The sequence below is a fragment of the Microcystis panniformis FACHB-1757 genome, assembly GCF_001264245.1.
GTDB classification, from domain to species: domain Bacteria; phylum Cyanobacteriota; class Cyanobacteriia; order Cyanobacteriales; family Microcystaceae; genus Microcystis; species Microcystis panniformis.
This window is the reverse complement of the sequence record NZ_CP011339.1, coordinates 3,610,071-3,628,692: the sequence shown is the minus strand read 5'-3', so window position 1 is coordinate 3,628,692 and position 18,622 is coordinate 3,610,071. Positions and strand designations below refer to the sequence as shown.

General features: G+C 42.8%; 19 protein-coding genes. 8 read left to right on the top strand and 11 right to left on the bottom strand.

Annotation, left to right across the window (positions count from 1 at the left end; genetic code table 11):
• Positions 1–142: 142 nt before the first annotated feature.
• Positions 143–781: a phosphoribosylanthranilate isomerase gene (locus tag VL20_RS17470; RefSeq protein WP_052277266.1), complete on the bottom strand. Its 639-nt coding sequence runs from the start codon at positions 779–781 to the stop codon at positions 143–145.
• A 120-nt stretch (positions 782–901) separates the two neighbouring features.
• Between VL20_RS17470 and psaK the strand changes: the two genes are divergently transcribed.
• Together psaK and VL20_RS17460 are read left to right on the top strand one after the other, a co-directional pair.
• Positions 902–1,168, top strand: coding sequence for a photosystem I reaction center subunit PsaK (gene psaK, locus VL20_RS17465; protein ID WP_002736399.1), 267 nt, complete (start codon positions 902–904; stop codon positions 1,166–1,168).
• Between the two features lie 187 nt (positions 1,169–1,355).
• Entirely contained in the window at positions 1,356–1,469 is a 114-nt protein-coding gene (locus tag VL20_RS17460; RefSeq protein WP_052277265.1) for a hypothetical protein, read from the top strand.
• A 60-nt stretch (positions 1,470–1,529) separates the two neighbouring features.
• Here VL20_RS17460 and VL20_RS17455 read toward each other — a convergent pair whose 3' ends face one another.
• From VL20_RS17455 to psbD, 5 genes are all read right to left on the bottom strand, one after another.
• Positions 1,530–1,829, bottom strand: coding sequence for a type II toxin-antitoxin system RelE family toxin (locus VL20_RS17455; protein WP_052277264.1), 300 nt, complete (start codon positions 1,827–1,829; stop codon positions 1,530–1,532).
• On the bottom strand, positions 1,789–2,016 hold the full coding sequence (locus VL20_RS17450) for a hypothetical protein (protein ID WP_052277263.1): 228 nt from the start codon (positions 2,014–2,016) through the stop codon (positions 1,789–1,791). The genes VL20_RS17455 and VL20_RS17450 overlap by 41 nt, the downstream gene beginning before the upstream one ends.
• 319 nt (positions 2,017–2,335) lie before the next feature.
• On the bottom strand, positions 2,336–3,490 hold the full coding sequence (locus VL20_RS17445; protein ID WP_052275466.1) for an ISL3 family transposase: 1,155 nt from the start codon (positions 3,488–3,490) through the stop codon (positions 2,336–2,338).
• A 244-nt stretch (positions 3,491–3,734) separates the two neighbouring features.
• Positions 3,735–4,262, bottom strand: a complete 528-nt coding sequence (locus tag VL20_RS17440; protein WP_052277262.1) for a DUF3011 domain-containing protein — start codon at positions 4,260–4,262, stop codon at positions 3,735–3,737.
• A gap of 146 nt (positions 4,263–4,408) precedes the next feature.
• Positions 4,409–5,464, bottom strand: a complete 1,056-nt coding sequence (psbD, locus tag VL20_RS17435; RefSeq protein WP_002737445.1) for a photosystem II D2 protein (photosystem q(a) protein) — start codon at positions 5,462–5,464, stop codon at positions 4,409–4,411.
• A gap of 542 nt (positions 5,465–6,006) precedes the next feature.
• Between psbD and VL20_RS17430 the strand changes: the two genes are divergently transcribed.
• Together VL20_RS17430 and VL20_RS17425 are read left to right on the top strand one after the other, a co-directional pair.
• Positions 6,007–7,320: a DNA cytosine methyltransferase gene (locus VL20_RS17430; RefSeq protein ID WP_249264989.1), complete on the top strand. Its 1,314-nt coding sequence runs from the start codon at positions 6,007–6,009 to the stop codon at positions 7,318–7,320.
• Positions 7,289–8,173 (top strand): Bpu10I family restriction endonuclease, encoded by an 885-nt coding sequence (locus VL20_RS17425; protein ID WP_284525834.1) that lies wholly within the window; start codon positions 7,289–7,291, stop codon positions 8,171–8,173. The genes VL20_RS17430 and VL20_RS17425 overlap by 32 nt, the downstream gene beginning before the upstream one ends.
• A gap of 348 nt (positions 8,174–8,521) precedes the next feature.
• Here VL20_RS17425 and VL20_RS17420 read toward each other — a convergent pair whose 3' ends face one another.
• Entirely contained in the window at positions 8,522–9,565 is a 1,044-nt protein-coding gene (locus VL20_RS17420) for an IS630 family transposase (RefSeq protein WP_052277260.1), read from the bottom strand.
• A gap of 632 nt (positions 9,566–10,197) precedes the next feature.
• On the opposite strand from VL20_RS17420, the gene VL20_RS17415 reads away from it, so the two are divergent.
• Positions 10,198–10,467, top strand: a complete 270-nt coding sequence (locus VL20_RS17415) for a UPF0367 protein family (RefSeq protein WP_002735841.1) — start codon at positions 10,198–10,200, stop codon at positions 10,465–10,467.
• Positions 10,468–10,567: 100 nt separating this feature from the next.
• Here the strand turns inward: VL20_RS17415 and VL20_RS31795 are convergent, their stop codons facing one another.
• Positions 10,568–10,714, bottom strand: a complete 147-nt coding sequence (locus VL20_RS31795; protein ID WP_167341552.1) for a hypothetical protein — start codon at positions 10,712–10,714, stop codon at positions 10,568–10,570.
• Between VL20_RS31795 and VL20_RS17410 the strand changes: the two genes are divergently transcribed.
• Complete coding sequence (locus tag VL20_RS17410; RefSeq protein WP_052277259.1) at positions 10,713–11,381, top strand: energy-coupling factor ABC transporter ATP-binding protein; 669 nt, start codon at positions 10,713–10,715, stop codon at positions 11,379–11,381. The two genes, VL20_RS31795 and VL20_RS17410, sit on opposite strands and share 2 nt — an antisense overlap.
• A 73-nt stretch (positions 11,382–11,454) precedes the next feature.
• Positions 11,455–12,015: an NYN domain-containing protein gene (locus tag VL20_RS17405; RefSeq protein WP_167341551.1), complete on the top strand. Its 561-nt coding sequence runs from the start codon at positions 11,455–11,457 to the stop codon at positions 12,013–12,015.
• Between the two features lie 129 nt (positions 12,016–12,144).
• On the opposite strand, the gene sfsA is transcribed toward VL20_RS17405, so the two are convergent.
• From sfsA to cysC, 3 genes are all read right to left on the bottom strand, one after another.
• Positions 12,145–12,864: a DNA/RNA nuclease SfsA gene (gene sfsA / locus VL20_RS17400; RefSeq protein ID WP_052277257.1), complete on the bottom strand. Its 720-nt coding sequence runs from the start codon at positions 12,862–12,864 to the stop codon at positions 12,145–12,147.
• Between the two features lie 476 nt (positions 12,865–13,340).
• Complete coding sequence (locus VL20_RS17395) at positions 13,341–15,068, bottom strand: ABC transporter ATP-binding protein (protein WP_052277256.1); 1,728 nt, start codon at positions 15,066–15,068, stop codon at positions 13,341–13,343.
• 376 nt (positions 15,069–15,444) lie between these two features.
• Positions 15,445–15,990 carry an adenylyl-sulfate kinase gene (cysC, locus tag VL20_RS17390; protein WP_043996040.1) on the bottom strand — a complete coding sequence of 182 codons (546 nt, stop codon included), beginning with the start codon at positions 15,988–15,990 and terminating at the stop codon, positions 15,445–15,447.
• 302 nt (positions 15,991–16,292) lie between these two features.
• Between cysC and VL20_RS17385 the strand changes: the two genes are divergently transcribed.
• Complete coding sequence (locus VL20_RS17385; RefSeq protein WP_052277255.1) at positions 16,293–18,461, top strand: lytic transglycosylase domain-containing protein; 2,169 nt, start codon at positions 16,293–16,295, stop codon at positions 18,459–18,461.
• Positions 18,462–18,622 lie beyond the last annotated feature (161 nt).

The window sequence follows — 18,622 nt, the reverse complement described above, 5'->3', positions numbered from 1 at the left end:
GGAAATGGGGGAATGGGGAAATGGGGGAATGGGGAAATGGGGGAATTCAACTAAAACCCCAAAACCCCCCAGAACGCGCACGCAGTGACCACCCCAACACCCTAAAACCCTAAAACCCCAACACCCAAAACCTTCTAACTGATCACTGATCACTGATTTTTTGCAGTCGCTCTAACAAGAGGGCGACTTTTTTGAGGTCTTTATCACCAGGCGATCGCTCAACGCCGCTAGACACATCAATACCCTGGGGGTGCAGCCTGGTTAAAGCTTCACTAATATTATCGGGGTTGAGTCCTCCGGCCAGAAACCAGGGCAAGGGGGGCGAAAAACTGGCTAAGGCTTGCCAGTCTAAGGTATGTCCCGTACCGCCGAGTAATTGGGGATGGTAGGCATCTAAAAGCAAAGTATCGACGCTATTGAAGTAAATTGCCGACTTTTCCCAACTTTCTCTGTCTTTGATCCGCAAAGCCTTGATAATTTCCCGGTCGGGTAATAATTGCCGCAGCCTTTGGCAATATTCGGGAGATTCCCTACCATGTAACTGCACACTTGTCAAGGGGGTTTTAACAATTATTTGCTGAATAATTTCCGGTTGCTCGTCGGCAAAAACACCGATAAAATCAATTTTGTCGGGTATTGCGGCGGTAATAGCGTTAATTTGCTCGATTTTGACGTAACGAGGCGAACTAGGTACGAGTATAAAACCTAAAGCCGTAGCTCCTAAATTAGCGATCGCTTGTCCTTGGTCTGGTTGGGTAATGCCGCAAATTTTAATTCGCATTTAATCTTATTCGCAAAACGTTACAAAAACTGTTAAGTATTCAAACAAAAAACAGTTTCGGGTCAAGAGCTTTTTATAATGCCCTGTGGTTAACAAAATTTTATCAAGACTGGAGCGCCAATGATCCCTTCCACCTTACTTTTAGCCACCGCTCAAACCATTCCCTGGAATTTATCCGTCGGCATTACCATGACGTTAGCTAACCTAGTAGCGTTCGTTATCGGTTATTTTGCCATCCAAAATACCGGAGCAGGTCCTGCTTTACCCTTGCCGCAGTTAGCCTCGAAAAAAAGCTTCGGTCTGCCGGAATTATTGGCTACCATGAGTTTTGGCCATATTCTCGGTGCGGGACTGGTTCTCGGTCTTTCTAACGCGGGTATTCTCTAATCAGTAATCAGTAATCAGTAATCAGTAATCAGTAATCAGTGATCAGTGACCAGTAAACCTCAGAGAGAGGAGCCAGTAGTCAGGAGAACTAAGCATAAAGAGATTTTAGGCAACTTCATCCCTATTTTCCCATTTTTGAACTCTCAAAAGTCAATTATGCCAGAAGCCTAGTAATCGTCCAGATCGGTTGATTATTCTGGCTGCTGGCGAGAAAACTAAGAAAGCAGTGGCCCAAGTTGAAGCTGGAGACTTTGCTGACGAAGAAGAAGCAGTATTGGCTAAATTAACCTATGAAAGTTAGATAGCTGCGGAAAGAAGTATCGAAAATAATTGGTAAATGCGAACGTTGCTAATCGCTTAATTAATCGTAAATATTGCCTCTAAAGTTAATCTCATAAATAAAGATTTCGTCTGTCTTCTTGCCGATTTCAAAAATAACTCGCATTTTGCCAACAGGAATTCTGGAGAATCCTTTTAACTCACCTTTAAGTTTTTTGATATCAAGTTCTTCAGGGGGATAAACGTTTTGAGTTTCAAGGCAGGTTTTGGGAATACCAATTTTAGTCAAAACAGATTTTCGGCTATTAGCATCTAGTTTCTCCAAAAATTTATTGGCTGATCTACTGATCCTGATCTTCACGATTAAACCAGCCTGTAACATCAACGAAGCTGTCGTCTTTGTAATCAACAGGATTAAAGGTTGCTTCTATGTCAGCTTGTTCTATATCATCCACATAGGGAATCAGCATCTCGAAGAATTTAAACCATTCTTCCCGCATAACTTCGCGGACGCTTTCCTTGATGATGGTTTTGAGCATTAGAGCATCTAAGGTGTTTGCCGGCTCCATATATTTTCCTCCAATCTACTTGAATTCTAGCAGCAGATCAAGAAAACGGGTTTCTTACAGCAGTTATCTTCAGGATTTTAGTTTTCTCAAGCTACTGTTCGAGGAAAGTAAGTAGTCATGCAAAATTAATTACCTGCCCGATCGAGCTAAAACCCTTACGGGGCAATGATCGTCATGTGTAAATAATTTTGCCTAGGTACTTAAAGAGATTGGGAGAGATTCAGGTAATCTGAGGATAGGCGGTTAAAGTGCCTCTTAGCTTACCTGATAGCGTTCTTAAAATCTATCGGCTCTTCTGGTTTTCGTGTGTTAATTTTTGTTATGAATTAAAGCAAGCAAACAGCTTAAGTCGAAGATGTTCAAAATTGGTAAATCCATAACTCATTCTTTTAATAAGCTTTATTTTGGTATTCATTCCCTCAATTAATCCGTTGGTTGTCTGATTTTCAAAGTAATTACAAATACCTGGCAAATGCTTCTGGATCATCCTGGCACTACTTTCATATAATATCCCGCCTATTCTTATCCATTTTTCCAATTTTCTCTCAGCACCTCTGAACGTTCTACTACTTTGATAAATTTGTCTAATTTCTTCTTTCATTTCCCAGGCTATTCCTAAGCATGGATGTTCTTTCAGAATAACTTCTAGTTGTTGTTTTTGCTCGTCCTTTAAGTCCTCTTTATTCTTCCATAATAAATGAGGTAATCCTTTTTCATGCACCCCCATTAACTTTCTCAATTTATTAAGCTCGTCATTGATGATAGCCATTACATGAAAACGGTCATAGATGATTTTAGCATTGGGAAATAATTCCTTGATCACTGCTGTAAATCCTGACCACATATCGACGCTCACTTCTTTCACTTTCTCCCGAACTGCGTCTGGCTGTGCTTTTAAGGCTTCCATTAATTCTTCTTGCTTATGTCCTTTAATCACATCTAGTAAAATTTTCTTGTCCATATCTACGACCGTTGTGATGAAATCTTTATGTCCTTTTAAGTTACTAAATTCATCTAAGCTTATTCGTTCTGGTGCTTCCCACTCTTCCTTTTCTAGTTCTTTAGCACAGTGATTAAATATTAACTCAACTTCTGACCATCCTAACCCTTCTTCTCGACTTATTTCTTCGATGCTACAATTTTTTACTCTCTCATAAATCATCGATTCATAGCGAATTGTATGATGCTGTCTTAATCTCATAAAACTCAGTCTTTCGCTGATATACTTTTGGCACTTTTGACAATGAAACTGACGGCGTGGTACTTCTAAATATACTGGATTACCTAATATTGACAAGTCTCTGACTAGATTATACTCTGTCTGATTGATTCTGTCTAAGGTTTGATGGCAATTCGGACATTCAATTGTTTCATTTAAAAGAGCAAGCTTTAGGAAAATTGTCTGAGCAATTTTTTGATAATTGACCACTGTTACATTTGGTAAATCGAGGAGTTGATCAAAATTTATCCACATAACCCACCTCCTGTTCTGTGTTACTATTATACCATGCTCACACAGAACCTAGAAGAGCCATCTATCTTCAGCAAAAGTTACTCATTTTAGCTATCTAGCTATATAAATGAGTATAGTCATTTCAGATAAGTCTGATACAGTCTAGACCGACAAAACCCTTATGAACTCTGGGATTGATATTCTCAATCTTAATTGAAATGACTATAACTTTAAAAGGTTTTAGATAGAGTTTTGGTTTCTATATTTAACCCCGATCCTCACAAACAAAGTCCACTACTCGATCGATTTCCCGGGATGAGCGGATGCGACGACTACCGCTGCCGAGTTCGCCACCACGACAATTGGCCCACCAACGCTCGCGACTGCCATTAACAATCGCATCAAATTCTCTAATTCTGCCACTATCATAATAACTGCGGCGATCAACGACAAAACGACCGATATTGGGGAGGCGAAATTCTTCGTAAACATTACCTTCCCAACCGCCACCAACATTACCGTGATGGTCGTCGGTGCGTACCTCAAACTCGCCCCGACAACCATTTCTGACCACAATATTGCCGTTTTGGAAATCCCAATTACCCTCACAGGGAGCAGCGGAGCGAGTACGGATTAATCTTATTTGGGCCCATCTAGCGTTGACGGGACAGCGAGTAGTGCGACCGTTTTGACTTTCACAATTAATTCTCGTGGTTCTGGCCGCTGCTGGCTCGCTCCCCAAGGGACAAATTAGCAATAAACCGAGACTAGATAATAAAATTTGGCGAAACATTGTCTTTATCTCCCAGAAATTCTCTAGTTTATCTTACAGGGGTATCAAGAAAATGAGTAGTAGTTGCCTGAAATGCCTTAATCAACAAAAAAGAAGGGTGATTTAACTTCACCCTTCCCCCTATTCGGTAAATTTTCTTGCCATCTTTAGAGAGCGTTACCGCGAGGTAATACTTCTTCAGGGAAGATAAAGTTTTCGTGGGGTTGGTCTTGGGGAGCCATCCAAGCTCTCAGACCTTCGTTAAGCAGAATATTTTTAGTGTAGAAGGTTTCAAATTCCGGGTCTTCGGCCGCTCTCAATTCCTGAGAAACGAAGTCATAGGCCCGTAGATTAAGCGCTAATCCAACCACACCCACAGCACTCATCCATAAACCAGTCACGGGGACAAAGAGCATGAAGAAGTGTAACCAACGTTTGTTGGAGAAAGCGATGCCGAAGATTTGCGACCAGAAACGGTTCGCAGTGACCATGGAGTAGGTTTCTTCCGCTTGGGTGGGTTCAAAAGCTCGGAAAGTGTTGGAACCTTCACCGTCTTCAAACAGGGTATTTTCTACCGTCGCTCCGTGAATAGCACAGAGAAGCGCACCACCGAGGATACCAGCTACACCCATCATGTGGAAGGGGTTGAGAGTCCAGTTGTGGAAGCCTTGGAAGAAAAGAATGAAACGGAAGATACCAGCCACGCCGAAGCTAGGGGCAAAGAACCAGCTAGACTGACCGAGGGGGTACATCAGGAAGACACTGACGAACACCGCAATCGGGCCAGAGAAGGCGAGGGCGTTGTAGGGACGAATGCCGACCAAACGGGCGATTTCAAACTGACGTAGCATGAAGCCAATCAAGCCGAAAGCACCGTGGAGAGCGACAAAGGGCCATAAACCGCCGATTTGACACCAACGGGTGAAGTTACCTTGGGCTTCTGGTCCCCAGAGAAAGAGGATGGAGTGACCGAAGGCATCGGCGGGGGTGGAGACGGCAACCGTCAGGAAGTTGCCGCCTTCCAGATAGGAACTGGCTAACCCGTGGGTGTACCAGGAGGTGACGAAGGTGGTGCCGGTTAACCATCCACCTAGGGCCATGAAGGCGCAGGGGAAGAGTAGTAAACCAGACCAACCGATGAAGACGAAACGGTCTCTTTTGAGCCAGTCATCGAGAGCATCAAACAGCCCTCTTTCTGGGGCGCGTCCGACAGCAATGGTCATGGGGGTTTTCTCCGAAAAATGTATATTATTGCTAAGATTCCGCGCTCTCTTCTCCATCTATCCGAGCAGGCCAGCAGATGTGTAGAAGAATTGTGAGAAATCTTTACTTTTCTTAACTTACACTATATTGGGAAAAATGGCCAAGATTTTTTAGGTCGATCTTAAAAAAATCTAAAATTTTTTCGGGAGACCAGTTGCTGGGCGTTGCGGGGGGAGATGGGGATTTGGGGAGATGGGGAGATATTCCCCCTCAATTGCTTGGTATTGTCGTCTTCACGTCTTGAGTGGAATGCTAGACCTCTCTGTGCGGTAATTATGCCCAAATTGAGGTGATTAAACCCCACAGTGCGGTATTTAGGTTTTATTTAGGGGGTTTTAGACCGATGGAAGTGGGATAGTAGGATGGAGGGGGTTGCTCGATCGCAGGAGGCGGTATAATTGATGGTTAGCGCAGCCATGTCTTCCCACAATCCCTTCTTAAGTGGTAGAATACACGTTCTAATTATGGTTGTGTTTTAGGTGAAAATGAAAAGGGATTGAGAATGGATGTAAAGCAGTTAAAGGTGATCGACCTTTTTGCGGGTGCGGGTGGGTTTGGTCTAGGGTTTAAGTTGGCTGGGTATGATTTATTATGCTCGCTGGAATTTGATCAATGGGCTTGTGATACCTTAAGAGAGAATGATAAACAGCACGTTGTTGTAGAGAAAGATATTCGTGATTTCCAAGCACCTGATGAAATCAAGTCTGTTTGTTCTATTAAGCCTGACTTAATCATTGGAGGGCCACCTTGTCAAGGCTTTAGTATTGCTGGTCCAGCGCAAAAAGATCCAAAGGATCCTCGAAACAGCTTGTTTGTTGATTTTGCTCGATGGGTTGAGTATTTACAACCTACAGCCTTTGTAATGGAGAATGTAAAAGGGTTATTGTCACGAAAAAATGCGGCACATGAGCGCGTGATAGACATTATCCAAAACACATTTGAAAATATTGGTTACAGTGTAGAACTTTGGGTATTGAATGCCGCCAATTTCGGTGTGCCTCAAACTAGGGAAAGAATATTCATTGTCGGAAACAATTTAGGTATAGATAAAATCGGGGAACCCCAAATAAACCATAATCTAGATATCACAGGTTATCCAGAACAAAATGAACAATTATCATCATTCCCAAAGGGAGAATTTTCTCTTGTCCCCGCGATAACTTTGTGGGACGCAATATCTGACTTGCCAAATCTACAAGCTAGTGAAGGGTGCGAGGTGCAGGCATATTTGCATAGACCGACAAATTCTTATCAGGAATGGGCAAGAGAAAATTCTAATGCGCTGTTCAATCATGTAGCAATGAATCATTCACCTCGTCTGGTCGAAAGATTCAAACATATAGGATGGGGGGAATCAAGCGCAGATGTCCCTCCAGAACACATGCCACGCACACGTAACGGCAATGGCAATCTGTCTCATCAGGCTTATGACCAGAACAATCGCAGGTTACATCCTTATAAACCGTCTCATACCATTGCCGCTTCTTTCTATGCCAACTTTATACATCCTTTTCAGCACAGAAATATTACGGCACGAGAAGGAGCACGCCTTCAATCATTCCCTGATTGGTACAGATTTATGGGCAAGAAAACAACTCCTTCCCATAAATTACTAAAACGCGAAGGGCGGTTGGAAGATGCCCATTTATGCCAATATAACCAAATAGGCAATGCCGTTCCACCTTTGTTAGCCAGAGCGATAGCAATTCATTTACGCAAGGAGTTGTTTGATGTTAGTACACGGTTCCAATCTGCTTCAAAAAGAAGCACATCAGACGAAATACTTGGACGCAGAGAGCCGTCAATATCTCGCTGAGATTAGAGAAAAATACAATGCTTGGCATCTAGCCAATGCCCAGTTAATTGGGCCGTCTGCGAAGTGCCTAGATCAGGATCAAGAAATAGTTCAACAACGTGTTGTTCTGCTTGAAGAGTATAAAGATTTTCTTGATCAACAACATTATGCAGAAAAGTTTGACTCTCGCTCTAATCTTCATTCCTCTGTTCTGGAAGAATTTTTGTACTACTTGTTCCGTGATTTAGTAGCAGACTTTGGGGAAAACGCACTTATCGGCAAATCCCATGCCTTCAAGGACATATTTTTTGCCCCACCTAATTATCAAGGCATGATGGAACGTGCTCATGCTCGCATTGAGATCAAAGATCATGACTTTGTAATTGGGGTAACCATATCGGCAAACCTTGATTTGAAGACAAATCGCGACCATGAAAAGGATGGGCAATTGAGAATTGCAGAGGAACCGGGCGAATATACTGCGCGTTGGCAAGAAAACTCTGAAATACACTACTTTGATATAGCTGCTGTAGCTATTGAATGCAAAACGTATCTGGATAAGACAATGCTTGAAGGGTCATCGCGTGCTGCTGAACAATTGAAAGCTCGTAACCCTAATTCTTTGTACATAGTTGTCATGGAATGGCTTAAGCTTACCAGTGCTGTCAATCTCCGCAAGTATGAGGTTGATCAAATATACGTTTTTCGGAAACAGAAAAACATAGACAGGGAATTTCGATTTGCTGACAGTTACCACAAGAAACCTATTGATCCCAATGTCGTATGGCATCTGTATCAAACTGTCCGCAATCACCTTACAAAAGATTGGGAAGGTGGGGTAGAACAAGGATTAGAGCGGGGGTGGTTACTTTAGAGCGATCGCAGATATGGTCGGGTGCATTAACCAAATCTAACCCAGCCTAAGTTTGATCGCTATCGCTGTAGTCAAGAGGGCGATCGCCGATCTTGTAGGGTGCGTTCCCTGATGCAATTCCTAATTACTCCGCCAATAAATTCCTGGGAACGCACCAAGATTATGGACTTTGAGCAAGCGATCGCAGCTTGAGGGTGCGTTCCCCGAAGCTTTCGGGTTTTGCAAACCAGATTTGGACAGAACTATAATAACAATTGTACTTAACCATGTACAACTCTGATGAGCGTCAACATTGTTAACTTTATTGCGATCGCTGATTCTGTAGTGTGATCGCCGATCTTATATACTTTAGACGTTCATAATCTGAGATTTATTAAACTTCTGAAATCGTAGAGTCAGCAAGGAATCCAGTTCTTTTTTATGTTTCAGATGGGCATCATTCAGACATTCATAAATAGCTGAAGAAAAGTCAGAAAAGTTCTCATAATATTTACCATATAAACATTTCTTTTTGACCAATTTCCACAGCCTTTCAATTAAATTTAGATTAGGTGAATAAGACGGCAGATAGAGCAGCTCTATTGACAAAGAAAGAGCCAATTCTTCAACAATTTTACATTTCTGATAGCGGGCATTATCTAAGACGAGAGTGATGGGAATTATTAGTCCTAAAGCAGCTATTTTTGACCGGAGTTCACAGACTTGAGTTGCCGTAATATAAGTTTCATATGTTACCAGAATAACTTCATGAGTTATTGCATTTAATGCTCCTAAAACATTGAAGCGTTTACGCCCGCTCGGTGACTTAACAAAAAGTCTCTCAAAACACCAAACAAAACCGAGAAATGCTCCCATGACGAAGTGAGCGGCATCAACAAAAAAAACAGCCCTTTTTCCTTCTTTTGCCTCATTTAGTCTGGGTTCTAGCTTTTTTTCTTTGTAGTCCTCTTGTTCATCTGGGTCAGCTTTACAAGGAAGAGAACCTACTTTTAAACATTTCATTCCCATTGATTTTAAAAATTTTCTCACTTGGGTAGGACTTCGTTTTATTCCCGTCAATTCTTCTATCCTATATACAGCTTCATTTATTGTGGCTGGTGGATTTTTCTCGAAGTATTTTTTGAGGGTTTCTTTTTGAAACTCTAATTCACTTTTAGGGCGATAGAAGTTGATTTCTTTTAATTTTTCTATTCCGCCTTCTTGATAATCGCGAAGATAGGTTAATAAGGTATTTGGCGAGATTCCTGCTAACTGACAAATTTTTTGGTGCGGTATCTTTTGGCTTTTTAACCAGAGAACTTCCATCTTCAGTTGAACCCGGGGATGGGGATGATGAAATCTTTCATAATACAGTGAGTTCTTTTCTTCTTCCGTGAATTCTAGGTTAATCATGTTTTTAATGAGTGCTTTGCTTCTAATTATGACTCTTAAACTATATTATTGTCCTTGAGTAAAAAATGCAAGTTGTAGCCGTGCAAAGTATAGGCTGCATTCCCCAAGACAACTCCTGATTAGGGTTTGCTGAAAAAGTACGGGCGAAGCATTCGGATAGAAAATCTACGGTTTCACCGATAGGTTATTGCCCGAATGCTTCGCCCCTACAGGACGCGGGCCGATGTATCGGTTATGAACACATTTACTGCTGTTGTAGAAAAAGGATGTAGGGTGTGGGGTGTAGGGAAAGAAACCTCTTTCATCTGTGGGGGTGAAAATTTTTTCATCAGGACTGACTCCTGACTTCTAAAATATTAACAATGTTTTCCTAGTGCGATCGCCGATCTTGTAGGGTGCGTTCCCTGATGCAACTCCTACCGCTGCACCGATAGATTTTGGCGAACGCACCATGCACATTCATTGAAGCAAGTGATTACCAGCTAACAACGCCTCTGCACAGCGACTGCCCGGAGTTAATCGGTGATAGTGAACAGCAATCAGTGAACTGAAAACTCACATCTGATCTCTGACTTCCCAACCCCTGCTATACAATGGTTTTTGACTTGTTTTTTGGAAGGGAACGCTAAACTATGTATTCGATCGATATTACCCTGAAACTCTCGCCCATCCCCATTTCCGTGCAGCGCAAGGAAGAAGCAGCAGCAGACGCTTTGTATCAAACAATTATTAACGCTATGCGATCGCCGAATCCCGAATTATTAGAATTAACCTGCGAAAAACAAACCGATAAAAAGGTGGCGGTTTTGAGCGATCAGATCAGTGCGGTGATTGTGTCACAAAAATCTGGGGCTGCCTCCACCGGCAGAGTGCCGGGGTTTGTCACCTTAGCCACAGAATAGTTCTTGAATCAGTTATCAGTGAGCAGTGAGCAGTAAACAGTAAACAGTAATCAGTGAGCAGTAAAAAGACAGTAGGAAACTTCTATTTAATACTGCACACTTAAAAACTCAAATCTGATAACTGATAACTGATAACTGATAACTGATAACTGATAACTGATAACTGATAACTGATAACTGATAACTGATAACTGATAACTGATAACTGATAACTGATAACTGATAACTGAAAAGGCTGATAATTCATGACTATAAAAGTAACAGACCTCTGCTTTAGCTGGCCGAATGGGAAATCAGTATTAAATGGCTGCTCTTTGCAAGTTCCCAGAGGGGAATTTTGGATGTTGTTGGGGACAAATGGCAGCGGTAAATCAACCCTGCTGCGGCTCTTAGCGGGATTATTAAAACCTAGTCGCGGGGAGATAGAGATACCTAACCCCCTCGGTTTTGTTTTCCAAAATCCCGACCATCAGTTAGTTATGCCAACAGTGGGGGCAGATGTGGCTTTTGGGTTGGTATCCGAGGGTTTATCCACGCCGGCAATTCGGGCCCGGGTGCGGGAATCCCTAGGGGCGGTGAATTTATTAGAAATGGAAAAACGACCGATCTATGCTCTCAGTGGCGGACAAAAGCAAAGAATCGCCATTGCAGGTGCTTTAGCTCGTCATTGCGGGGTTTTGCTCTTTGATGAACCCACCGCCCTTTTGGATGGGGATACTCAGTTAGAATTAGTCTCTCAAGTGCAGAAATTGGTCAAAAACCGAGGGATTACAGCCCTTTGGGTGACGCACCGCCTTGATGAATTGGATTACAGCGATGGAGCATTTTTATTAGAGGGGGGCAAGGTAACGGATCGGGGAAATCCCCTAGAATTAAAAGCGAGATTATTGGCCAGTGCGGCGGGAGAATCCTAAATTTTTTGTTAATATCATTAAGATGCTGTTTTTTAGAACTGCCCTTAATGCCACACGAATTACTCTCAAAGCCATGCTTAATTCTTCTGATCGTTCCCTTCTGCTGGTTGACGGCTACAACGTCATCGGCGCTTGGCCGTCCCTGAAAAAAATTAGCGATCGCCAAGGTCTCGAACCAGCGCGAGACAAGTTAATTGAAACCCTAATCGGTTACACCCACCATCAGGGTTATCAAACCCAAATCGTCTTCGATTCCTACCTTCAAGATACCCCCGGCAGCCAAGAACGCTACACTAACCATTTATCGGTTTATTTTACCGCTCACGCTCAAACCGCCGACACCTATATCGAGAAAACCTGCGCTGATTTTTGGCACGATCGCGCCCCAGCTATCGGACGGATTATCGTCGCTACCTCTGATAATGCCCAAAAAATGACCGTTATGGGTTATGGGGCCCAGTGGATTTCCGCTCAACGTCTGGAAGTCGAGGTGGATTTAACCGGTCGTCGTCTGAGAAAATCCCAGAGTTCTTCTCAAAGTCCCAAAGGGCGTTTTTTATTCCATTCTCTCGATGCTCAGGTGCAACAGAAATTAGAGAAAATGCGCCACGGAATTAGTTATCAAAAACCTTGACAAATTACCCCAAATATGTATCGACAAAAATCCCCATTAGAGGCACAGGTAACTGTGTCTCTAAGCTTTTCAAGGTCAGTTGCGGTCTGGGGGATTTTGTCACAAGCTGGCCCCTCTAAACCACGGGTTTCACAGTTGCAATTCTGCTAAACCTAAATAATAAATTCCCGTGGGTGTCACTTGCAAGCGACAGGGTAAAACCTTGACTCCTTTAGCCACTGCTTGACGCAATAACTGCCCGTATTTAGCATCTTTACTATCCCCCGGAGCAAATCGGTCACAATCACCGCGATTGATAAAGTAGAGCATAATCGCTTCCGCTGCCGGCAATAAAGCCATTAATTCCTGTAAATGCTTCTGTCCTCGCGTGGTGACAGTATCGGGAAAAAGTGCCGTTTCTCCCTGATTCCAAGTGGTATTTTTGACCTCGATATAGGTGAGGGAATTATCACCATGGGTCAAAAGAAAATCAATTCTACTGCCGTTATTTTGACCGTAGGCCACTTCCGATCGCACTTCGGTGTCATTTTTGAGCAAATCGGGAAAAACTCCTGACAACAGGGCATTTTTCACCACCTGATTGGGAAGATTGGTATTAACTCCCACCCAAGTCTCCCCCAGTTGAATCATCTCCCAGGTATAAGCTAATTTTCGCTTCGGGTTATCACTACGAGAAAGATAAACCGGTTGACCCTCTACGCATACATCTGTCATCGGTCCGGTATTAGCGCAATGGGCCGTAATTAATTCTCCGTTGTCCAGTTGTATGTCGGCAAAAAAGCGTTTGTAACGTTTAATTAAAATACCCTTGACAAGAGAAGGGTAAGTGTGAACCAACAAGGAAGTCATCAAATTTTCGCCGAGGGATATCAAGGTAAAGAATAGCCTTTTTTTGGGAGCTTAACCTGAAGACAGGAAACCTTTCAGTTATCAGTAAACAGTAATCATACTTACAGCGTTTTCCCTAAAGATGAAGTCTAACCTAATTCCGCGACTGACTCCCCAAAACGAAAACTTCCTACCTCACCATTAAGATAACTGCTATATCGGTGATTCTTAAATTAGTACAAACGTACAAACAACCGCGTGTAAGCATCCCACCGAAAAACTAATGCGCTCCGGGGTTTGGGGGAGGCACTTCATCCCCGACGGGTAGGGTTGATTCATGAATCAACCCTACTTGAATCAACCCTACCTTGAATCAACCCTACCTTGAATCAACCCTACCTTGAATCAACCCTACGGGTTTGGGGGGTTCTACCCCCCAAAAACTTGGCTTGAGTAATAAAATCAGAAATAACGCCCAACTCTTAACGCCAAATGGACTAATCTTGAAATTGTCTAGCATGAAATTGAGCGTAACGACCATTAAGATTTAATAACTCCTCGTGATTACCCACCTCGATAATTTCACCCTTTTCTAAGACTAAAATACGGTTAGCTTTTCTGACAGTTGCTAATCGGTGAGCAATAACAAATACTGTGCGCTCCGTCATAATTCTTTCTAAAGCTTCCTGCACTAAAGCTTCCGATTCCGAATCGAGCGCTGAAGTTGCTTCATCTAAGATTAAAATCCTCGGATTAGATAAAACTGCTCGCGCAATGGCGATTCTTTGTCTTTGTCCACCCGATAAATTAACACCCCTTTCTCCCACATAGGTATAGTAACCCTGGGAAAGTTCACTGATAAATTGATGAGCGTTGGCAATTTTTGCCGCTTTTTCCACCTCTTGCAGATTAAAATCTCCCTGACCAAAAGCGATATTTTGGGCTATAGTGCCAGAAAAGAGAATATTTTCCTGCAAAACTACGCCAATTTGTCGCCGGAGACTTTTTAAAGTCACATCACGAATATCCACCCCATCGATTAAAATCTTGCCGGAAGTGGGGTCATAAAAACGCAATAAAAGATTAACTAAAGTGGTTTTTCCCGCTCCCGATGCTCCCACTAAAGCAATCATTTCGCCAGCGTGTGCAGTAAAATTAATATTTTTTAAAACCTGTCTGTCCTGGTTGTAATAAAAATTTACTTGACAATATTCAACTTCTTTGCTATGGGGTGGCAACTCGATCGCCTTCGGTTTTTCGGTAATTGTTGGCAAAATAGCTAACAATTCAAAAATCCGATCCATGGAGGCTTGACCCTGTTTAAATTGATTATAATTACTGGTAATATGGGCGATAGGATCGATTAACATTGCCACCGCCGCCACATAACTAACAAAGTCAACACCAGTTAAATTCTTTTGGGAAATTTGCCAACCCGCAAGGAAGAATAAAAAGATAACTCCCATCGCTTGCAAAAATCCCACCACGACGTATTGTAAAGCTTTGGTGGATTCCGATAGGTATTGAGCGCGGCGATTTTCCTCCGCTTCTTGGGCAAAAAGCTCGGTTTGATAATCTTCAGCTGCGAAAGCTTGCACCACGCGAATACCGCCAAAAACTTCGGTTAATAACGCAGAAAGGTTAGATATTTTCGCTTGGGCGCGACGAGCATACTGTAATAATTTTTCACCAAAAAATCCCACCAAAACTCCCAACAAAGGAGCGATAATAATGACAGCAATCGTCAATTGCCAGTTAACAATAAACATATAGGCAAAGACGACAATTAACTGTAAGGCTGAGGGAATAAAATCATGGAAAAATTTATTAATTACTTCCCCAATGCGATCGATATCTTCCGTTAAACGATAGGATAAATCACCAGTTTTCGCCGTTTCAAAGTAATTTAAGCCGAGGGTTTGCAGGTGTGCATAAACTTTTTTTCTTAATTCGAGGGCAATTTTTAAAGAAGCTTTTGCCATCAGGGAATCTTGCCCATACTGAGACATTCCCCGCAGTAAAAAAACCACTGCCCCCACCCCCGAAAGTGTCGCCAATGCTTGCACATTTCCCTCACCGATATATCTGGCCATTTGTCCAGCTAACCAGGCTAAAATCGGCCAAAATACCGTAAATCCGATCGTACAGATGAACGCCAAAATAATTGTTTGGGTTTGGGGACGGAGATAGGGAATGAGGTTCCAATAACTAGAGCGAGATTTCAAAATAATTTAGCACCTTTAAATATTAAGTATTCCTGCAAAATTAATTTGCTAGTCGAGACAGTTATCAGTTATCAGTTATCAGTTATCAGTTATCAGTTATCAGTTATCAGATTTAAGTTTTAAGTTTTAAGTTTTAAGTGAGCAGTATTAAATAGAAGTTTCCTACTGTCTTTTCACTGTTTACTGTTTACTGATCACTGTTTAGGGACTCTTGCACTTTGGCCAGAGGTTAACTGAGAGGTATAATTAACCTTGCTTAGGTACTGAAGAAAAGGAGATTAACTAACAAATTTGCCTAAGGGGTTAATCGGGGTGTAGAGACGTTTTTAGTCCACGTCCCTACGATGTTTTCCAATAATACAAAGTTATTATGCGATTAAACCGCCACAGCTTGATTAATGTAGCCTAATTCCCTCAATTTGTTCCAGACTTTGGCGACACTTTCCTCTAAAGTCTCTAAATCAGTGCGACATTCCACTTCTGGGTTAAAAGGTGGTTCATAGGGATCATCAATTCCCGTAAAAGACTTGATTTCGCCAGCACGCGCTCTTTTATATAATCCTTTCACATCGCGCTCCTCACAGACGTTTAAGGGAGCATTAACAAAAACTTCGACAAAATTGCCGATTTTTCCCCGTACTTCCTCGCGAATCTCGCGATAGGGAGAAATAGCCGAAACTAGGACAATCACACCGTGACGGGTGAGCAAATTAGACACAAAACCAATGCGACGGATATTTTCATCGCGATCCTCTTTACTAAATCCTAAACCTTTGGTGAGGTTCGTCCGCACTATATCGCCATCGAGAACTTCAATGGAATAACCTTCAGCGATTAATTTTGCCTGTAATGCCTCGGTAATCGTGCTTTTCCCCGCACCGCTCAATCCTGTTAACCAAACCGTCACGCCGCGCTGTTTCATAGCAATCATTAATAATACTTAAATCCTGTTTAGCGTACCATATCTCAGTGATCAGTTACCAGTTACCAGTGATCAGATGGGAGTTTTCAGTTCACGGATTACTGATATAGTCATTTCAGATAAGTCTGATACACTCTAGACCGGTTAAACCCTTATGAACTCTGGCATTGATATTCTCAATCTTAATTGAAATGACTATAACTGCTTACTGATAACTGAACAACCCCCAACCTGATTGAAACAAACAACCTGTCACCACGATCATTGATAATGTATGTTGAGTTGCTGTCTTTAATAAGGTAATGTTTAAGAAATTCCCCCCTCACACCCCGCTCATTCTTGGACTAGGTTCTGGGGTTGCGCTTTTTACTCTCACCAGTCTCTTTCTCTTTCACCCGAAAATCCTCGCTTGGCTCGATCGCAATAGTGCTTCGCTTCCTAGCCAAGATCCTAACCAACCCTCTGCCGTAGTTGATAGCGCTTCCTTACCACAAACCGAGCGAGATGTCAAGTTAAGAGATGTTGCTGATGCCAATGCGCCCTCTTTAGAGCGTAGTCGCGCCCGCTATCTCTTGGCTATGGATTTATTGAGAAAATATGAAGGGGGTCCGGCTTTAAAACAATTAGAAGGCTTAGAAAAACAATATCCTGTCCTCGCTCCCCAGATTCTCCTCAAACAGGGACGCGCCCACGAATTAACCAACGATAGTGAAAAAGCGCAAGAAATTTGGCAAAAATTACTGGAAACCTATCCCCAATCGCCCGTAGTGGCGGAAGCTTACTACTCTTTGGGCAAATACGACCCCAGTTATCATGAGAAATTGCTTAAGGAATACCCCCGACACCCGCGTACTTTGGCTTTAATTCGCCAACGTCTTCAAGAAAATCCCGATCAATTTCCCTTATGGTTACAGTTAGCCAAGGCTAATCCTTTTGATCCTACCCTCAATCAGGCCCGCAATCGTTTGGTGAAAGACTACGCCGAGCAGTTAACTCCGGCGGATTGGGCAATGATTGGGGCAGGTTATTGGCAGTCGGGATTGTACGAAAAAGCCTATAAAGCCTATGCTAAAGCCACTCCTAGCCCCGAACAAGCCTATCGTTACGCCCGCGGGCTACAAATTGCCAAAAAACTGCCAGAAGCTCGCAGCGCTTACCAAAAATTAATTAAAACCTATCCCCAGGCCTCAGAAACCGGGTTAGGATTACTGCGACTCGCCCAAATTTCTCCTAACCGCGATGCTATAGCATATCTCGATCGCATTGTCAAGCAATTTCCCGATCGCGCTCCGGAAGCTTTGGAAGCGAAAGCCAAATTACTGGACTCAACTAATGCCCAGGCCGCTAGTCAAACATGGCAGACTCTGTTAAATAAATACCCAAAATCTGACGAAGCCGCCGATTATCGCTGGTTAATGGCCCAAAGAGCCGCTAAATCCGGCGATTACGCCAAGGCGTGGCAGTGGGCGCAGCCAATTGCGGTTAATAATCCCGATAGTCAAATTGCCCCGAAAGCGGCCTTTTGGGTGGGAAAATGGGCGCAAAAACTGGGCAAAAACCAAGAAGCAAAACAAGCTTTTACCTACACTATTTCTCGTCATCCCCATTCCTATTATGCTTGGCGCTCGGCGGTTTTATTAGGTTGGGACGTGGGGGATTTTACCACTGTCCGCTCCTATAATCCTACCACCGTCAAACCCGCCACCCGTAACGATACTCCCGCTGGCTCGGAAGCTTTCAAGGAACTATATCGCATTGGTGAAGATACGGACGCGTGGAATCTCTTCCAGGCAGAAATTGTCGATCCTTGGAATTTAACCGTTGACGAACAATTTAACCTCGGTGTCTATAAACTCTCTCGCAATCAAAATTTAGAAGGAATTAACCTGATTTGGCGCTTGCGAGAAAGAGATACCCCAGAGGAAAGGGAAGCATGGAAAGTCCTGCGACAAAATGATAAATACTGGCACGCTTTATTCCCTTTCCCCTACTACGATAGCATCCTGGAATGGTCAAAAGATAGACAATTAAATCCCCTGCTAGTGACGGCTTTAATCCGGCAAGAATCCCGCTTTGAAAAAGAAATTCGTTCTCCTGTGGGGGCAGTGGGATTAATGCAAATTATGCCCGATACCGGTAAATATATCGCGGGTAATACTGGCAATAAAAGTTATTCTTTAACTAATCCCGAAGATAACATTATGATGGGGACATGGTATCTCGATTATACCCATGGCAAATTCGCTGGAAATTCACTTTTTGCTGTGGCTAGTTATAACGCTGGACCGGGGGCAGTTTCTAAATGGAGACAGCGTTTCGATTTTAGCGATCCCGATGAATTTGTCGAGAATATTCCCTTTAGAGAAACTAAGGGTTATATAGAATCGGTGTTTGGTAATTATTGGAATTATCTCCAGATTTATAACCCCGAAATTCAAGAGCAAATGAAGAGAGTTGCTAACCCTTCCTAGTTGATTAATGGGGATGGGTGATTAACTCATTCCCTTAAAGTTATAATTAAATTGAAGATAGATCCCCCCTGCCCCCCTTGATAAGGGGGGTGCCGATAGGCGGGGGGATCCCCCTTAATAAGCTATCCCTTATAGGGATCTTTCTTAACAATTTTTGCAGT

What these genes read in the sequence shown, in the direction of transcription:
- VL20_RS17470 (WP_052277266.1), bottom strand. Translation starts at nt 781, where the DNA reads ATGCGAATTAAAATTTGCGGCATTACCCAACCAGACCAAGGACAAGCG.
- psaK (WP_002736399.1), top strand. Translation starts at nt 902, where the DNA reads ATGATCCCTTCCACCTTACTTTTAGCCACCGCTCAAACCATTCCCTGG.
- VL20_RS17455 (WP_052277264.1), bottom strand. Translation starts at nt 1,829, where the DNA reads ATGTTACAGGCTGGTTTAATCGTGAAGATCAGGATCAGTAGATCAGCC.
- VL20_RS17450 (WP_052277263.1), bottom strand. Translation starts at nt 2,016, where the DNA reads ATGGAGCCGGCAAACACCTTAGATGCTCTAATGCTCAAAACCATCATC.
- VL20_RS17445 (WP_052275466.1), bottom strand. Translation starts at nt 3,490, where the DNA reads ATGTGGATAAATTTTGATCAACTCCTCGATTTACCAAATGTAACAGTG.
- VL20_RS17440 (WP_052277262.1), bottom strand. Translation starts at nt 4,262, where the DNA reads ATGTTTCGCCAAATTTTATTATCTAGTCTCGGTTTATTGCTAATTTGT.
- psbD (WP_002737445.1), bottom strand. Translation starts at nt 5,464, where the DNA reads ATGACCATTGCTGTCGGACGCGCCCCAGAAAGAGGGCTGTTTGATGCT.
- VL20_RS17430 (WP_249264989.1), top strand. Translation starts at nt 6,007, where the DNA reads ATGGATGTAAAGCAGTTAAAGGTGATCGACCTTTTTGCGGGTGCGGGT.
- VL20_RS17420 (WP_052277260.1), bottom strand. Translation starts at nt 9,565, where the DNA reads ATGATTAACCTAGAATTCACGGAAGAAGAAAAGAACTCACTGTATTAT.
- VL20_RS17415 (WP_002735841.1), top strand. Translation starts at nt 10,198, where the DNA reads ATGTATTCGATCGATATTACCCTGAAACTCTCGCCCATCCCCATTTCC.
- VL20_RS17410 (WP_052277259.1), top strand. Translation starts at nt 10,713, where the DNA reads ATGACTATAAAAGTAACAGACCTCTGCTTTAGCTGGCCGAATGGGAAA.
- VL20_RS31795 (WP_167341552.1), bottom strand. Translation starts at nt 10,714, where the DNA reads ATGAATTATCAGCCTTTTCAGTTATCAGTTATCAGTTATCAGTTATCA.
- VL20_RS17405 (WP_167341551.1), top strand. Translation starts at nt 11,455, where the DNA reads ATGCTTAATTCTTCTGATCGTTCCCTTCTGCTGGTTGACGGCTACAAC.
- sfsA (WP_052277257.1), bottom strand. Translation starts at nt 12,864, where the DNA reads ATGACTTCCTTGTTGGTTCACACTTACCCTTCTCTTGTCAAGGGTATT.
- cysC (WP_043996040.1), bottom strand. Translation starts at nt 15,990, where the DNA reads ATGAAACAGCGCGGCGTGACGGTTTGGTTAACAGGATTGAGCGGTGCG.
- VL20_RS17385 (WP_052277255.1), top strand. Translation starts at nt 16,293, where the DNA reads ATGTTTAAGAAATTCCCCCCTCACACCCCGCTCATTCTTGGACTAGGT.